Below are 13824 nucleotides of genomic sequence, written 5' to 3' on the forward strand. Positions count from 1 at the left end.
GCTTCCCACCTTGGCAGCCCCCATTGGTGTTATTCCGCTCCTAGAGTAGCGGGTGCTTTCCCATCGGCCGAGAGTATTAACCAGGATCTAACGATGACTTCAGTCACGTGATACATTCGACAGTTTCAAAATTTCGAATTTCAAAACGAAAAGGCCCGCCACCTATCGGTGACGGGCCTCCACAGCTCTCGCGCAGTGGCGCCTTACTTGCCGAGTTTGCGCCGCTGGACACGCGTGCGGCGAAGCAGCTTGCGGTGCTTCTTCTTCGACATGCGCTTGCGGCGCTTCTTGATCACAGAACCCATAGGGTTGTTCCTCGCGTTCTCTCTACTCGGCGCGCACGTCCTCGACGTGCGCGATTGCCGGACGTCCGTCCGCCAAGGCGCCCCTGCCAACTGACCGAGGTCGCTCAGCAAGCCGCACGCCCTGTGTCCGCGCCGCCGGGCACCACGGGGCACCCAACAGCGGGTACCGCCGGCGGGCGAACACGAACCGAGGAGCTATCGTACCGGCACGTCCGGCCGGTAGCGAAACCGCCTCATCCGGCGTCGAAGTAGGACGTTTCCAGGTAGTCGTGCACCGCCTTGGCATGCACACGGAACGATCGACCGACCCGTACGGCGGGCAACTCACCGGAATGCACCAGCCGATATACCGTCATCTTGGACACCCGCATCAGATTCGCCACTTCGGCGACGGTGAGGAACTGGGTGCCACCACCGAGCACAGATTGCCCCTGGGACGCGGACCCACTCTGCGATCGGGAGGTGCCCCGGCCACTCGAAGGGCCGGAGCCGCCGGACGCTCCTGAACTATTTGCAGACATCTTGTTCGAAGACATCATTGCACCATTGACCTCCGGCACGTCCGCGCCGCCGGCTTCCCCACCGGCGGTACAGACACGCACGTGCTCCTTGAAGCTTAGCGGGACCAGTGGTGTTATTGCGACGGGAGTGAGAAATCGGTTTTCCGATCGGAAACCGATCGGTCATTCCACTGAAGCACCCTGTTCCGCTGACCGTTGCTTGGCCGCATAGAGCGCCTCCAGGAATGCCGAGCGCAGTCCGCCGCGCTCCAGCTCACGTACGGCGGCCGCAGTGGTACCCGCGGGCGATGTGACGGCTGCGCGCAGTTCGGCGGCCGTCTGGCCGGATCCGTCCAGCAACGCCGCCGAGCCGACCATGGTCTGCACCACGAGCTCGGTGGCTACGTCCCTGGTGAGCCCGAGTCCGACGCCCGCCTCCACCATGGCCTCGACGACAAGGAAGAAGTAGGCCGGGCCGGAGCCGGACACCGCGGTAACCGCGTCCATCTGCGTCTCCGCGACGGTAACCACCTTGCCGACCGCGGCGAGCACCTCGGTCACCAGCTCCAGATGCTGCGGCCTGGCGTAGCGGCCCGGCGCGATCACGCTCATGCCCTGCCCCACCAGCATTGGCGTATTCGGCATCACCCGTACCACCGGGAAACCAGCGGGCAACCTTCCTTCCAGACGCGCCGTCGGCACCCCTGCCGCCAGCGAGAGAAGCACTTGGTCGCGGTCGCTGCCGACCTCCGCCTTGCCGAGCGGCGCGAGCACAGCCTCGACATCGGCAGGCTTCACGGCGATCACCAGCAGGTCCGCACCTACCGCGGCATCGGCCAAGTCATCGGTGACCCGCACACGAAAGCGGTCGGCGATCTGATGAGACCGTTCCCGGCGGGTCTCCACGACGACCAGATCCTTGGCCAGTCGTCCGGATTCCAGCAACCCGGCGATCAATGCCTCCCCGATGCGCCCGCCACCGATCACCGCAATTCTCGTCATGGGCTAGTCCGCCTCTCCGATCCGCCTCTCCGCGGATTCAGGCCGTAAGTGTGAGACATGTCGCGTTCAGGTCCGGCATCGAGCGTGCTGCCAGGTTCTGGCCGTACGCGATGAGTTGTGCTCATGAGATCAGATGTTCCTGATCCGCCTCCCCGGGGATTCAGACCATACGGGCGACAGCCGCGCACGTCACGTTCAGGTCCTGCGTCAAGCGCACTGCCGGGTTCTGGACGTACCCGATGAGTTACCCATGTGCTCACGAGATCAAATGTTACGTTTCGCGAATTCAGCGCTGCGGGCGCGCGCCCGCGCTCAGCGCTGGGGAACGAGCGCCAGCTGACGGCTCTGCGCGACGACCGCTCCGGTGGAGTCGAGAACCAGCTGATCTTCGTCGAACATACGCCCGCCGACCTCGTGCGTGGTCGCGATGATCCGCAGCCAGCCCGGTGCGGGATTGCGGCGCAGGTAGGTGGTCATCTGCACGGTGGGCGCCCAGCCGAAGTGGCCGAGGTTCATCGGCACCGGCGGGCTCATGTCGGCGCTCATCATCGCGAAGAACATGGCGACGTCGGGGTTCTGCTCGTCGGCGGGACGGGGCCGCATCCACATCCGCAGGCGCGGTTCCCCGTTTTCCCCATCGAGGAAACGGGCCCACTCCCGATCCAGGTACAGCTCGGCGCCTTGGCCCACGTGCACCACGCCACCCATCGGCGAGCCCGGCTCGTAGCCGATGGCGTCGGCCGGTGGCCGCACGGGCATGTCACCGTGCTGCGGGGCGTAGATCGGCTCGACGTCGTCCAGACGGCTGAAGGTGAGCGCCGTGCGGACCAGAGTGCGGCCATCCTGGATCAGATCGGCGTCGGCCAGACAGATCTGGCGACCGACCTTTCGGACGCGCACCTCGTACTCGACCTCGCCCGGGTTCGGCGCGCCGAGGAAGTCGGAACTCGCGGCGATCGGGGCCATGCCGACCAGGGCGGGGTCGGAGGCGCGCAGCCAAGTGGTCGCCGCCGCGGCGCCGGCGGCGACCATGGTTCCGCCGTGCACCTTCGTGCCGATGGTCCAGATCTTGTCGATGACACCCAGGTAGCGGCCCGTGTTCGGCCTGGTTGCGGGCATTTCGGTCAGGGCGCACACCTGGCTGAACGGTGCGTCGATCGCGGGGTCCGGGTCGAGATCGGCCGTCAGCTCCGTCGTCATCCTCACTCCTGTCATCCGTCGGCCGCACCGAGGGGCTCATGGGCGTCGCCTACACACTGCGGGACAACGGCGCGGCAGCATTCGTACAGCGTACAGTTCCAGGATCGCGCGGCCGAACTCCCTGGTGTCGGAAATGGCGCCCGTCACACCGGCGGGCCGGGCCAGGCCCGGTCCGCGCCGGTCGGCGCGGGCGCGGAGGCGGGCGCGAGACCGTTCAGGTGCTGGCGGGCGAAGGCCAGTGTGCGATGCAGCATGGCTGCCCGATCATGCGTGGTGCGCGCGTTCTGCGTATTGATCTCGGCCACTGCTTGGCCGGAGAAGCCGTTGCCGACCAGGGTCGCGCACACCTCCACGCACGGCTGACTGCCTTCACCAGGAACCAGATGCTCATCGTGGGCGGCGCCGCGGCCGTCGGCCAGGTGCAGGTGCGCGAGACCATCCCCCATGCGCGCGGCCAAAGCCAGCGGGTCGGCGCCAGCGGTCGCGGTGTGCGACAGGTCGAGTGTGTAGTGCCGGAACCCGGTATCGGTCGGGTCGTAGGACGGGCTGAAAGCAGTGAGCGCCGGCCCGGGACCGCCCCGGCGCTCCAGCCGCCTCACCCCGCGCTCGCCCCGGCCGAACAGCGTGTCCGCGCGCATCGGAAACATGTTCTCCACCGCGACGATCACCGAACCGGCCTCCTCCAGCTCGGCCACCTGCGCGGCGAAACCGGCAGCGTAACGGCGCTGCCAGCGGAACGGCGGGTGTACCACCACAGTGCGCGCGCCGAGCGCCTCGGCGGTGTGGACGCTGCGCTCCAGCTTGGCGATCGGATCCGAGCCCCACACCCGCTGCGAGATCAGGAGGCACGGCGCGTGCAGTGCCAGCACCGGGACACCGTACTTGCGGGAATACGCCTGCACGGTGGCGATACTCTGGCTGGCCGGTTCGGCCCAGACCATCAGTTCGATGCCGTCGTAACCGAGTTCGGCCGCATAGCGGAACGCCGCTTCGGCGTTCTGCGGGTATACCGAGGCCGTCGACAAGCCGACCTGAATCTGCTGCGGCTGGGTGGCGCCGCCGGGCGAGACGGCGTCCGCCGCTGCCTCAGGGACGTGCCGCATCCCGGCCTCGTCCGCCTGCCCGATGTTCACCACAGCAGCTCCCTACTCAGTTCGTACTGAGGAGAAAGGCTAGCGGCCCCAATGTGACGAAGCTGCCCACGACGACGGCGATGACAGTGCTGAGGATGTCGTCAGTCCTACGCAAGATCCGCACGAGGGCAACAAGGCCGAGGATCACGATCATCGCCAGCGCCAGCGCCACCCACGGGAGCATCTCCCACATGCGCTCGAAGCCTTTGAACAGCAACATGCCCGCGACCGCTGCGCCGGCACTCTGACCGCCAAGGATCATCCACTGGCGCCGGTTGGCGTCGTACGTCGCCTTCTCGGCCATCCGAGACCGGCGCGCGGACGTAGCCCGGGCGCGAGGCTGCTCGGCGGCTTCGTCCTCGTCGTCTTCGTCGTCGATGTCGAGGACGGGTGCGTACACGTCGGTCACGCCCTCGTCGACCTCGACCCGCGAACGACCGGTTTCGCGCTCGCCTCGGCCACGTCTACCGCGCTCGGCCCGCTCGACGCCGTCGCGCAGCAGATCGCCCGCGACCGTCTGGCCGGAAACGAGCTGCTGATCCTGGCTGGCCAGCGACCACGCGGCGGTCGGGATGCCGCCGGACTCGGGCGCCGAGTCGCGCGGCGGCGAACTCGCGCGTCTTCGGGCCGACCAGTCAGGCAGGCCACCGTCGCCTGCGCCGTTGCGGCGGGACGATCGCGGCTGCGACTCCGGCAGCCGGTCGGGCAACTTCGGTCTCGTCTCCGGCAGCGGCAGCGACTCCGACTCCGGAGCGAAACCGTTGGTGGACGGCGACCAAGCGGCGGGAGCGGATCCGGCCTCCTCGGCCTCCTTCGCACGACGCCGGGCGGCCCGGCCGCCCATGGCCCCGTTGCGCTCGGGCAGACTCGACCGGCCACGATCGGCTCGGCCGAAGTCCGACTCACCGAACTCGGCGTGACCGTTGCGGCCCGACCCTGGACGACCGTCGGCAGGACCGAACTCCGGCAGAGCGCCACTTGCCGCGCCACGGTCGGCCCATCCGCGCCCACTTGACTCCGGCGGCAGTTCGCGCAGCGGCGGACGCACCTCGGTGGCGCCCTCCTCCGGTTCGGCGTGCCGGCGTCGGCGTCCGGACGCACGCGGCAGCGCCTCGGGCAGCGAACCGCCCGGCACCGCGTCGGTCACGTACGGGTCGGGCGCGACCGGGTACAGGTCGGACACCGGGGTGTTCGGCGAGAGCGGGTCGACAGGCGTGGCGTGCCGCGAGGACGGCATCTCCCGGCCCGGCATCACCCGGCCCGACCGCCCTGGCTCCGGATCGGCCCTCGGCGGCTCCGCCTGGCCGTAGGCCGCAAGCGGGTCGTACATCGAAATCGGCCCGGACATGGGCGAATACGACGATAGGTCGGGCGAGGGCTCCGACGGCGCGTACGAAACAGGTTCCGGCGCGGGCAGATCGAACGAGGACTGCTCGTAGGCCGGTTCCTCGGACACACCGGAGTCGGGCGCGGAGTGCGCGGAGTGACCGCCACCCTCGCGGATGACGGGCAGGTCACCGGTGAGTTCGGCGACGGAGATGCCGCGGCCGCTGCGGCGGCGCCTCCCGCCGGACGAGCCGGAGCCCTGCTGGCCGTTGCGTGCCAGCAGTTCCGCGACTGACAACTGTTTGGAATCCTCGCTCATGACCGCGCCTCGCTAACGCTCGGCTCCGACATGACCGAGTACTCGGCTGTGTTCATTGTTCGCTCGCTCATGACGACACCGTCCCGATCGGTCCCGATAGCGCCACGCCACCGCCGGGCGCCGGCTTGCCGTCCTCGGCTGCCGGGCCAGGTATGTACGTTGCTCTGGGTCCACCATTCATGTCGGTATCCAGTTTGCGCAGGATCAGCCCTTCACGCAGCGCCCACGGACAAATCTCCAGACTCTCCAGCGATAGTGCCCGCATACTCGCCTCCGCGACCAGTGCGCCAGCCACCAATTGCTGTGACCGATCGGAACTCACGCCTTCCAATTCTGCCCGGTCCGACGCCGTCATTCGCGAGATGAACGCAATCAGTTGACGCAGACCTGAGCTGGTGAGTGTACGGCGCACACGCGGACCCGCCGCCGACGGTGCCGCTCCGGTCAGTCGGGCGAGCGAACGAAATGTCTTCGACGTGCCGACCGCCAAATCAGGTCGGCCTGCCTCGATCAATTGTTTCGCCGGCACAGCGAGCTCCGCCTCGAGCCAGTCGCGCAGCTTGGCCACGCGTCGCTTGCCCGGCGGATCCTCGCTCAGATACACCCTGGTCAAATGGCCCGCGCCGAGTGGCAGCGAGACGGCGACGTCGGGTTCCTCGTCGCCTCCGTTCGTCATTTCCAGCGACCCGCCACCGATGTCCAGATTGATAATGCGGCCAGCACTCCAGCCGTACCAGCGGCGCACCGCGAGAAAGGTAGACCTGGCCTCGTCGACCCCCGAGAGCACTTGGAGGTCGACGCCGGTCGACTCGCGGACCCTGGCGAGGATCTCGTCGGAGTTGGTCGCCTCGCGCAGCGCCGAGGTGGCGAACGGCATCAGCTCCACGCACTCGGACGTCTTCGCAACGCGTGCGCACTCGGCGATGATGCCGATCAGTCGCTGCGCACCCGCCTCGGTGATACGGCCGGCTTGGTCCATGTTCTCCGCTAGGCGCAACGTGGCTTTCGTGGAGCTCATGGGCATGGGGTGACCACCGCGGTGGGCGTCCACCACGAGCAGGTGAACGGTATTGCTTCCGACATCGAGTACCCCAAGCCGCACATGAACACGGTACTGGGTGTTACGGCACTTTAGACCAGGCGACTGAACTGTTAGCGTCCTGGAGTGTGACGGTAGGCGCATCCGCGAGCGGCCCCACCCAGCCCCGACCAGCGGGGAAGATCGATCCGGCTCCCGAAGTCGATCCGGACTTCCCCCGTGAATGGATCGAGTTCGTCGATCCGGCAAACGACGAGCATCTGATCGTCGCCGATCTGACCTGGCTGCTGTCGCGATGGACATGCGTCTTCGGCACACCTGCCTGTCAGGGCATCTTGGCGGACCGGCCCGACGACGGCTGCTGCTCGCACGGCGCCTTCCTCTCCGACAAGGACGACCGCAAGCGACTGCAGCGGGCTGTGAAAATGCTCACACCGCAGGACTGGCAGCTGATGGGCGAGGCAACCGACGCCGAGGGCGCGATCACCAAGAAGGGCTATCTGGAACTCGACGAACTGGAGGACGAACCCGCGCTGCGCACTCGCCGGTTCGACGGCGCGTGCATCTTCCTCAACCGTCCCGGCTTCGCGGGTGGCGTCGGCTGCGCGCTGCACACCATGGCGCTGCGCCGAGGCATCGAGCCGCTCGAGGTCAAGCCGGACGTGTGCTGGCAGCTGCCGATCCGGCGCACCCAGGACTGGGTGGACCGGCCCGACGGTGTACAGATCCTCCGCACCGTCATCACCGAGTACGACCGCCGCGGCTGGGGGCCGGGTGGAGCCGACCTCGACTGGTACTGCTCCGGGTCCCCGGACGCGCACGTCGGCAGCAAGCCCGTCTGGCAGTCCTACCGACCGGAGCTGATCGAGTTGCTCGGCGCGCCCGCCTACGAGGAGCTGGCCAGGCACTGCAAACGCCGGGAGGGCCTAGGCCTGATCGCCATCCACCCGGCGACCGTGCACGCCGACCGAATGCGCGATTCCGCCGATCGGCCGGCCTGATCGTTTGCCGACCGCACGCCCGCTAGCCGATCCGCTCGCCGTGCGTTCTCGCAGCGGGTTCACCCGGTCGCCATGCGTGCTTCACTCAGATGGGGTTTGATGTGCCGTTATGTCGAAGAAAGTTCTCACCATGGCGACCGTCGCGATCGGCGCCGCCCTCGCACCGACCGGAGTAGCCCACGCGGAGCCGAACGGCGATCCCGCCAGGTTCGCCGACTTCACCGCGGAGTTCGTCGCGGCCACCGATCCGGCGGCGATCAACGCCAAGGCCGCGGGCAAGCTCCTGATCGCGAGCCCGTACGGCACGTCGCACACGATCGCCTGCCGCGGCACCGATACCGCGGACATCTACGACTGCATGCAGGAGGACGATCTCGGCTGGATCACCCTGCAGAAGACCGAAACCCCCCTCGGCACCACCTGGATCTACTTCCCCTGACGCTGTTCCGCCTCTCCGGGTCTTCAGGCCGTACTAGTCGGGAGGTGCAGGATTTGCGTTCAGGTCCTGCGTCAAGTGCCTCTCGTGTTCCGGGCGTACCCCGGAAGTTACCCATGTGCTCACGAAATCAGTTGTCCCGTTTCGTGAGCACAGGGGGTGTGACTGGCGGAAATGAGAGCGGCAAAGCAGTTATGCTTCGAGTTTGTAGCCGAGTCCGCGGACGGTGACCAGGTGCTCCGGCTTCGCGGGGTCGGTTTCGATCTTGGAGCGCAGACGCTTGACGTGCACGTCCAACGTCTTGGTGTCACCGACGTAGTCGGCACCCCAGACGCGGTCGATCAGCTGACCTCGGGTGAGCACTCGTCCCGAGTTGCGCAGCAGGTATTCGAGCAGGTCGAACTCCTTGAGCGGCAACGTGACGGGTGTGCCGTTCACCAGCACGGTGTGCCGGTCGACATCCATCCGGACCGGACCGGCCTCGAGCACACCGCTCTCGTTCGAGCCGTCCAGCTCGTCGCCGGCGCCGCGGCGCAAAACCGCACGGATGCGCGCGATCAGCTCGCGCGCGGAATACGGTTTGGTGACGTAGTCGTCGGCGCCGAGTTCCAGGCCGACTACCTTGTCGATCTCGCTGTCGCGCGCGGTGACCATGATCACCGGCACGCCGCTGCGAGTCCGCAGCTGCTTGCACACATCGGTGCCGCTCATGCCGGGCAGCATGAGGTCGAGCAACACGATGTCCGCGCCGGACCGGTCGAACTCCGCGAGCGCGGACGGTCCGTCACCGACCACGGTGACCTCGAAGCCCTCCTTGCGCAGCAGGAACGCGAGCGGATCGGCCAGCGATTCCTCATCCTCGACGATCAACACACTCGTCATCTGCGTGCCTCCACACCATTCGGTCGACCCGGCCCCAAGAGACGCGGGCTTATTTCTTTCGTGCTCACCACGGAGCCGTCGGGGTCTTCGTCCCCACTTGCTTCGTGGTGAGCGGGTATGCGCAGGGTGAACGTCGATCCCGTGCCCAACTTGCTCCACAGGGTGATCTCACCGTTGTGGTTGGCGGCCACATGCTTGACGATAGCCAGGCCGAGCCCGGTGCCGCCGGTGGCGCGAGAGCGTGCCTTGTCGGACCGGAAGAACCGTTCGAACACCCGCTCCTGGTCTTCCTTGGCGATGCCGATACCGCGGTCGGTGACGGCCATGGCGACGTGGTCGCCGCGCAACGAACGACTGACCGACACATGCGAGCCGGCGGGCGAGTAGGCGATCGCATTCTCCACCAGGTTGGACAACGCGGTGACCAGCAGGGTCTCGTCGCCGAGTACCTCGAGCCCGCTCGGGCGGTCTGTGCTCACCGTGATGCCCGCGGCCTCGGCGGCGGTGCGCGAGCGGTCGACCGCCTGCATCACCACGGTATCCACGTCGACCACCTCGAGCTCGGGCAGCTTCTCCGCACCCTGCAGGCGCGAGAGCGCGATGAGTTCGGTCACCATCTTGCCGAGGCGGCGCGATTCGCCGAGCACCCGCTGACCGAAGTGGCGCACGGCCTCCGGATCTTCGGCCGATTCCAGCAGTGCCTCGGCGAGCAGACTCATCGCGCCGACCGGGGTTTTGAGCTCATGGCTGACGTTGGCGACGAAATCGCGGCGGGTGGCCTCCATGCGGGCCTGCTCGGAATCGTCGTCGGCGAACAGCACAGTGAAGGTGGTCTCCTCGCGGGACAGCTGTCTGGCGACGCCACGCACGGCGATCCGGCCACGGCCGGGCACCGGATTCTTCGCGGTCAGATCGAACTCGGCGGACTCACCGGTGGCGAGCACTTTCTCCACCGCGACCCAGGCGCGCTCCTCGAGCAGGCGGTGGCGGACCAAACCGAGTTCCTCGGCGCGCGGGTTCACCAGCACCACGTCCCGGTACTCGTCGACCACCGCGATGCCACTCTCGGAGGCCAGCACGATCAGGTCCAGGACCTGCGACATGGTGAGTCCGGAATCGGCCTGCCTGCGGGCTGCCTGCCTGGCATTCACGTACGGGATCAGTAGCCCGCCGACTGCCAGGCCGACGACAGCCGCGAGGACTGCCAGCAGGACGGCCTGTGGAACACTCACCCTTGAATCGTACGGTCGCCGACCGCCCGACCAACTCCGGGTGTGCGATGTTTCGCGCAGGTCATAGCACCTTCCAGCCTCGTTAGCCGTGTGTTTACGCGCCGTTCTCCCCGCCGCTCCGCGTCTGTTTGCCGCCCGCAAGTACGCAAGATCTGCGTCCCGGACTACCGGCAAGATGGCGGCCGGGTTCGGGCATACCCGACGAATCACCAGCCGGGATTTCCCCGCACCGGCACGTTCACGAAACTCGGCAGCTCCGGATCCAGCTGCACATGCTGCGGCTGGAAACCGGTATCTATCAGCATCGGCAGGACCGGCAGGCCCTTGGGGAAGTTGCCCGCGTACACGTCGACGCGCAGACGGTGACCCGGCTGCAGAATCGCCTCCGTGGCGGGCAGCGCGATGTCCAGCGTAGTCACCTCACCGGGGACGGTCGGCTGACGCCGGTCCAACGACGTGAACGGGCGGGGGTCGGTGTAGTCGCCGTTGGCCGATTTGCTGCTGTTCACGTCATCGATCGCGCGCAGCGAGGCCATGAGCTGCCCGGAGGACAGTACGCTCGATCGACCGTCCGGCGCGACGTCGTTCACGGTGACCACCCAGTACCCGTCGGCCGAGTCCTGAATAGTGTTGAGCCGCACCGCGATCCGGCCCGAGACGGTGGTCGCCTCGGCGACCGGGGCGCTGGTGAAGGTCAGCCCGTTCAGTTCCTCGATGCGGGAGTCCTTGGCACAGCCATCGATGACCGACAGCAAGCCCGCGGTACCCTGCGCCGCGTCGTTGGAGCACAGGCTGGTAAGGCCCGGCGAGACGGTCAGCCGTGCGGTGTCGCCGTTGGCGTCGCCGGTGAGCGAACCGTCGTACCCGCTGTTCGCGGTGCCACTGGGAGCGGCGGACAGATACATCCTGCGGTGCACCGCCTCCTGCGGACCTGCTCCGCCGATCGGCGCGGCGAACGAGTCGGTGGTGATCCAGCTGCCGCCCTGCTGGCGCAGCGTGATCGGGCCGTACTGATCGATGCCGTTGTCGATGTCCTTGAGCCACTTGTCGAACCACGCGCGCTGCAGCACGTCCAGTCGCGGCGGCAGGCCCGGCTTGCCGTACTCGTTGCCCGAGTTGAGGTGGTAGGTGTTCCCCATCAACAGCTGCTTCTGGCCTGCTGGCAGCGGAATCTGCTGGTAGATCTTGGATTCCGAGTAGGCGAACAGGTCGTGCCAGCCGCCGGTGACGAAGGTGGGCACCTGGATCCTGCTCGGATCGCCGAGCCAGTCCTGGCGCGGTGCGGAGTCGGCGGTCAGCAGTTCCTTGGCGCGCGGGTCGAAATCCTCGATGCGCGCGGTGGTGTAGACGTTGAGCAGAACGTCCATGAATGTCAACGGATCTCGGGCCCGGTCGGCCAGCCACGTGGTATCGAATTGCCCGGTGACCACCGAGGCCAAGTCGGGAATCAGCTTGAGGCCGTTGATCGCGGTCAGCCACAGCGGGATGAAGGTAAGGCCGAAGCCGCCACCTGGTGCGAGTACGTCGTTCACCAAGTCGCTGCCCGGCACGACCGGGAAGATGGCCCGCAGGGCGGGCGGGTGCTTCTCGGCGGCCTGCACCTGGTTGATCCCGGAGTAGGAGATGCCGTTCATGCCGATGCGTCCGTTGGACCACGGCTGTCGCGACGCCCAGTCGATCACCTCCACGGTGTCCTGCTGCTCGCGCCGGCGCAGCATGTCCCAGACGCCCTGGGAGAAGCCGGTGCCACGCACGTCGACTACCACCTGCGTGTAGCCGCTCTTGATCAGCTGCCGGTCGACAGTGAAGTTGCGCAGCTCACCGCCGCCGAACGCCTTGGTCAGGTCGGTGAGGCCGGACAGCGGGGTGCCGCTCATATCGATCTGACGGAGAAGTTCGATCAGCGCGTCGGACAGGCCGGGAATCGACTGCGCGTGGTCGGCCAGGTTCGAGACCAGCTTGGTGTAGGGCGTCAGGTTGACGACCGTCGGCGTCGGGGTGTCGATCGGGCGGCCGGAGACGTCCGCGGGGCGATAGACATTCCCCTTCAGGACGGTGCCGTCACTCATCGTGATCGGGACATCCCAGGTGATGTGAATGTTCGGGTATTGCTGAGGCGCGTCCTGGGTGGCCGCCCATGCAGCGCCCGCCGTCCCGCCGTCCGGACCGGTCAGCGTCGACGCGGTGGCACCACTCATGAGGAAGGGGACAAGCACTGTGGCGGTAACCGCCGCCACCGTGACCCGCAACGCATACTTCATCGGACGTAATCCACCTCTCGGCCGCTAGAACGACGGAAGTGTACATACCTACTTGCTGGTAAGGACACGGAGTAACAGTAACCGAGATAAGAATGTCAATTCACATAAGTAGTGTCTTCGGCCGCGTGAGCGCGGCGTGTTCTCCTGCCGCGCACACCGGCCACGCGATCGCGGCAGCACTCGTCAGAGGAATGTCGCATCACCGCAGAAACCGTAGATGCCGCCACCGTCTGCTGGCGCTCACCCACCCGGCGTGTCGCGTAACACACCGCTGGGCGTGGTGATCGCAGCACAACTAGTCCAGTCGGTCGTCTCGTACGGCGGAAACGACAAACGCGCTGCGACCGAGTGGGTCGCAGCGCGCTGGGAATGCTGGTTGGATTATTTGACACCTTGGCCGGCGACGGCTGCGGCGCCCGCGGCGGCCGCTTCCGGGTCCAGGTATTCGCGTGGGCGGATCGGACGCAGGCTCTCGTCCAGTTCGTAGCGCAGCGGGATGCCGGTGGGGATGTTCAGGCCCGCGATCTCGTCGTCGGAGATCTGGTCGAGGTGCTTGACCAGCGCGCGCAGAGAGTTGCCGTGCGCGGCGACCAAGACGGTCTTGCCGGAAAGCAGGTCCTGGGAGATGGTCGACTCCCAGTACGGAACCATCCGGTTCACCACGTCGAGCAGGCACTCGGTCTTCGGGACGTCGATGCCCGCGTAGCGCTGGTCGCCCTCCTGGCTGTACTCGTTGGCCGGGTCGATCGGTGGCGGCGGGGTGTCGTAACTGCGGCGCCACAGCATGAACTGCTCGTCGCCGTACTTTTCCCGGATCTGCGCCTTGTTCTTACCTTGCAGTTCGCCGTAGTGACGCTCATTGAGCCGCCAGTCGCGGACCACCGGAATCCAGTGCCGGTCGGCGGCGTCCAGCGCGATGTTCGCGGTGGAGATCGCGCGCCGCAGCAGCGAGGTGTAGACGATGTCGGGCAGGATGCCGTGCTCGGCCAGCAGCTCCCCAGCGCGCTTGCCCTCGGCGATACCCTTGTCCGTCAGATGCACGTCCACCCAGCCGGTGAACAGGTTCAGGGCATTCCATTCGCTTTCGCCGTGGCGCAGCAGCACGAGGGTGTACGTCATGCCGCCATCCTCCCATGCGCGCTCCACCCGGTCGCATCGGTTCCCCGGGCGCTGCGTCCGCTCGGCCTG

At 67.1% G+C, this 13824-nt stretch carries 13 protein-coding genes; 2 read left to right on the forward strand and 11 right to left on the reverse strand.

Features of this window, described 5'->3' with window-relative positions:
- Positions 1-203: 203 nt before the first annotated feature.
- The 7 genes from OH799_RS21370 to OH799_RS21400 all read right to left on the reverse strand — a co-directional run bounded on the left by OH799_RS21370 (position 204) and on the right by OH799_RS21400 (position 6887).
- A complete protein-coding gene (locus OH799_RS21370; RefSeq protein ID WP_003402602.1) occupies positions 204-305 on the reverse strand; it encodes a 30S ribosomal protein bS22 in 102 nt (33 codons plus the stop codon).
- A gap of 233 nt (positions 306-538) precedes the next feature.
- Positions 539-841: a helix-turn-helix domain-containing protein gene (locus OH799_RS21375; RefSeq protein ID WP_406282343.1), complete on the reverse strand. Its 303-nt coding sequence runs from the start codon at positions 839-841 to the stop codon at positions 539-541.
- A 147-nt stretch (positions 842-988) separates the two neighbouring features.
- Positions 989-1807: a pyrroline-5-carboxylate reductase gene (gene proC / locus OH799_RS21380; RefSeq protein ID WP_406266879.1), complete on the reverse strand. Its 819-nt coding sequence runs from the start codon at positions 1805-1807 to the stop codon at positions 989-991.
- Between the two features lie 312 nt (positions 1808-2119).
- Positions 2120-3007: a thioesterase family protein gene (locus OH799_RS21385; RefSeq protein ID WP_406266882.1), complete on the reverse strand. Its 888-nt coding sequence runs from the start codon at positions 3005-3007 to the stop codon at positions 2120-2122.
- A 143-nt stretch (positions 3008-3150) separates the two neighbouring features.
- Entirely contained in the window at positions 3151-4110 is a 960-nt protein-coding gene (locus OH799_RS21390; protein WP_406282347.1) for a sugar phosphate isomerase/epimerase family protein, read from the reverse strand.
- A gap of 46 nt (positions 4111-4156) precedes the next feature.
- A complete protein-coding gene (locus tag OH799_RS21395; protein ID WP_406266885.1) occupies positions 4157-5785 on the reverse strand; it encodes a hypothetical protein in 1629 nt (542 codons plus the stop codon).
- A gap of 67 nt (positions 5786-5852) precedes the next feature.
- Positions 5853-6887 (reverse strand): hypothetical protein, encoded by a 1035-nt coding sequence (locus OH799_RS21400; protein ID WP_406266888.1) that lies wholly within the window; start codon positions 6885-6887, stop codon positions 5853-5855.
- Between the two features lie 65 nt (positions 6888-6952).
- Between OH799_RS21400 and OH799_RS21405 the strand changes: the two genes are divergently transcribed.
- Both OH799_RS21405 and OH799_RS21410 read left to right on the forward strand, forming a co-directional pair.
- Positions 6953-7825 (forward strand): hypothetical protein, encoded by an 873-nt coding sequence (locus OH799_RS21405; RefSeq protein ID WP_406266890.1) that lies wholly within the window; start codon positions 6953-6955, stop codon positions 7823-7825.
- A 109-nt stretch (positions 7826-7934) separates the two neighbouring features.
- Positions 7935-8264 (forward strand): hypothetical protein, encoded by a 330-nt coding sequence (locus tag OH799_RS21410; protein ID WP_406266893.1) that lies wholly within the window; start codon positions 7935-7937, stop codon positions 8262-8264.
- A gap of 189 nt (positions 8265-8453) precedes the next feature.
- Here OH799_RS21410 and OH799_RS21415 read toward each other — a convergent pair whose 3' ends face one another.
- The 4 genes from OH799_RS21415 to OH799_RS21430 all read right to left on the reverse strand — a co-directional run bounded on the left by OH799_RS21415 (position 8454) and on the right by OH799_RS21430 (position 13755).
- Entirely contained in the window at positions 8454-9143 is a 690-nt protein-coding gene (locus OH799_RS21415) for a response regulator (protein WP_406266895.1), read from the reverse strand.
- The gene (locus OH799_RS21420; RefSeq protein WP_357260065.1) at positions 9140-10375 is read right to left on the reverse strand and encodes an ATP-binding protein; all 1236 of its coding nucleotides are present in this window, start codon (positions 10373-10375) and stop codon (positions 9140-9142) included. Before OH799_RS21420 ends, OH799_RS21415 begins: the two co-directional genes overlap by 4 nt.
- Positions 10376-10581: 206 nt before the next feature.
- On the reverse strand, positions 10582-12636 hold the full coding sequence (locus OH799_RS21425; protein WP_406266898.1) for a CocE/NonD family hydrolase: 2055 nt from the start codon (positions 12634-12636) through the stop codon (positions 10582-10584).
- Positions 12637-13017: 381 nt separating this feature from the next.
- The gene (locus OH799_RS21430) at positions 13018-13755 is read right to left on the reverse strand and encodes a phosphoglyceromutase (RefSeq protein ID WP_406266901.1); all 738 of its coding nucleotides are present in this window, start codon (positions 13753-13755) and stop codon (positions 13018-13020) included.
- Positions 13756-13824: the final 69 nt, after the last annotated feature.

The organism is Nocardia sp. NBC_00881 (genome assembly GCF_045207455.1).
Taxonomy (GTDB): Bacteria; Actinomycetota; Actinomycetes; order Mycobacteriales; family Mycobacteriaceae; genus Nocardia.